The 2,734-nt window shown below is 65.0% G+C and carries 3 protein-coding genes; all 3 read right to left on the reverse strand.

Annotation, left to right across the window (positions count from 1 at the left end; all coding sequences use genetic code 11):
• A partial coding sequence (locus JNK68_14800; GenBank protein MBL8541614.1) for a pyruvate kinase occupies window positions 1–401 on the reverse strand: 401 nt, incomplete at its 3' end.
• A 64-nt stretch (window positions 402–465) separates the two neighbouring features.
• Window positions 466–1,653 carry a phosphoglycerate kinase gene (locus tag JNK68_14805; protein ID MBL8541615.1) on the reverse strand — a complete coding sequence of 396 codons (1,188 nt, stop codon included), beginning with the start codon at window positions 1,651–1,653 and terminating at the stop codon, window positions 466–468.
• Window positions 1,654–1,765: 112 nt separating this feature from the next.
• On the reverse strand, window positions 1,766–2,734 hold a 969-nt coding region (gap, locus tag JNK68_14810), incomplete at its 5' end, for a type I glyceraldehyde-3-phosphate dehydrogenase (GenBank protein MBL8541616.1).

The following is a 2,734-nucleotide window of genomic DNA, read 5'->3' on the forward strand; positions in this document are numbered from 1 at the left end:
TCGACGTAGAGGACGATGCGCCCGTCGTCGAGCAGCAGGAAATCGCCGACGCTGACGTCGGCGGGCAGTTCCCGATAATCGAGGCCGACGCGGAAGCTGTCACCGAGCTCGCACTCGGCGTCGAGCACGAACGGGCTGCCCGGCTTCAGAACGACGCGGCCCTGCTCGAAGGCGCCGATGCGGATCTTCGGGCCCTGCAGGTCGGCCATCACTCCGATCGGGCGCCCCGCGGCGCGCGCCAGCGCCCGCACCAGTTCCGCCCGCTCTTCGTGCTCCTCGGCCTTGCCGTGAGAGAAGTTAAGCCGGACGACGTCGAGCCCGGCTTCGATCAGCCGCTCCAAGGTGGCCCGCGAACTGGACGCGGGCCCCAGCGTGCCGACGATCTTGGTTCGACGCCGCATGTTCAGCGATAGCGGTGAGGCCGATCGCGGAAGGCAGGCGGCGCGAACCCTGGCACGATCGGCTTCAGCCCTTCGCTGCCCGCTCCTCGAGGATCGCCACGGCCGGCAGCGTCTTGCCCTCGAGAAACTCCAGGAAGGCACCGCCGGCAGTGGATATGTAACCCACCTTCGAGCCGATGTCGTACTTGGCGATCGCCGCCAGCGTGTCACCACCACCGGCGAGCGAGAATGCGGGCGAGGACGCGATGGCACGCGCCACCGTCTCGGTGCCCTTGCCGAACTGATCGTACTCGAACACACCGACCGGTCCGTTCCACACCACCGTTCCCGCGCGCCCGATCACCTCCGCCAGCTTCTGCGCAGCCTGCGGCCCGATGTCGAGGATCATGTCGTCGTCCGTCACCTGATCCACCGGCTTGAGTGTCGCAGCCGCCGTCGCCGAAAACTCCTTGGCGCACACGACATCAGCCGGCAGCGGAACGTCACCGCCGCGCGCGTGACACGCTTCGATCACGGCCTTGGCCTCGTCGACCAGATCGGCTTCCGACAGCGACTTGCCGATCTTCTTGCCCTGCGCGGCGAGGAAGGTGTTGGCAATGCCACCGCCGACCACGAGCTGATCCACCTTCGCCGACAGGTTCTTCAGCACCGTGAGCTTGGTCGATACCTTGGAGCCAGCCACGATCGCCACCAGCGGCCGCTTCGGATTGGCGAGCGCCTTCGTGAGCGCTTCCAGCTCTTGCGCGAGCAGCGGCCCAGCGCATGCCACAGGCGCGAACTTGGCGATGCCCTGCGTCGTTGCCTCTGCCCGGTGCGACGTGGCAAAGGCATCCATCACGAAGACGTCGCAGAGCTTCGCCATCTTCTGCGCGAGCTCGTCCGAGTTCTTCTTCTCACCCTTGTTGACGCGGCAGTTCTCGAGCATGACCACTTCACCCGGCTTGACCTCGAAGCCGCCGTCGACCCAGTTCTGCACCAGCCGCACCCCGCGACCGAGCAGTTCGGACATGCGCTTGGCGACCGGCGCCAGCGTGTCGGCTGGCTTGAACTCGCCTTCCTTCGGTCGTCCGAGATGGGAAGTGACCATTACCGCCGCACCCTTGTCGAGCGCGAGCTTGATGCCGGGGACGGAGGCGCGGATGCGCGTGTCCTCGGTGATGTTGCCGGCGTCGTCCTGGGGGACGTTCAAGTCGGCGCGAATGAAGACGCGCTTGCCCGCGAGGTCGAGATCCGCCATTTTCAGAACGTTCATTGGTCTGGCTCCCTGAACGGGCGAAGCGATGCTTCGCCCGCAAATGACAACTGCGCGGGCGCACCGACCCCCCGCTCCGGGGTTCCGGTGCGCCCGCGCCGCTCGACTACGGTCACTTGGAGATAGCTTTCGCCATCTCGAGGACCTTGCAGGAATAACCCCATTCGTTGTCGTACCAGGACACCACCTTGACGAAGGTGCCATCCAGCGCGATCCCGGCATCGGCATCGAACACCGACGTGCAGCTCTCGCCGCGGAAGTCGGTTGCGACCACCTTGTCTTCCGTATACCCGAGCACGCCCTTCATCGGTCCCTCGGAGGCTGCCTTCATCGCCGCGCAGATCTGCTCGTAGCTCGCTTCCTTCACGAGCTCGACGGTGAGATCGACCACTGAGACGTCCGACGTCGGCACGCGGAAGGCCATCCCGGTGAGCTTCTTGTTGAGCTCCGGAATCACCTTGCCGACGGCCTTTGCCGCACCGGTCGAGGACGGAATGATGTTCTCCAGGATGCCGCGGCCGCCGCGCCAGTCCTTGTTGGAGGGTCCATCGACGGTCTTCTGCGTGGCGGTGGCGGCGTGCACCGTGGTCATGAGACCGCGCTTGATGCCCCACGTGTCATGCAGCACCTTGGCCACCGGCGCGAGGCAGTTGGTGGTGCACGATGCGCACGAAATGATGTCCTGACCGGCGTAAGTCTTGTCGTTCACGCCGAAGACAAACATCGGGGTGTCGTCCTTAGAGGGGGCCGACATGATCACTTTCTTCGCGCCGGCTGCGAGATGCTTCTGGGCGGTTTCCTTGGTGAGGAATAGACCCGTCGATTCGACGACGATGTCAGCACCGACTTCGCCCCACTTGAGCTCGGCAGGATCCTTGACGGCGGTCAGCCGGATCTTCTTGCCGTTCACGATCATCGAGCTGCCATCAACGCTGACGGTGCCCTTGAAGCGTCCGTGCACCGAGTCGTAGCTCAGCATGTAGGCGAGGTAGTCAGGTTCCAGCAGGTCGTTGATGCCGACGATCTCGATGTCGGGAAAGTCCTTCACCGCGGCCCGCATGACCATCCGCCCGATGCGGCC

The organism is Betaproteobacteria bacterium, assembly GCA_016791345.1.
Lineage (GTDB): Bacteria > Pseudomonadota > Gammaproteobacteria > Burkholderiales > JAEUMW01 > JAEUMW01.

Coding starts and splice junctions, on each gene's coding strand:
- JNK68_14805 (MBL8541615.1), bottom strand. CDS start 1,653: ATGAACGTTCTGAAAATGGCGGATCTCGACCTCGCGGGCAAGCGCGTC.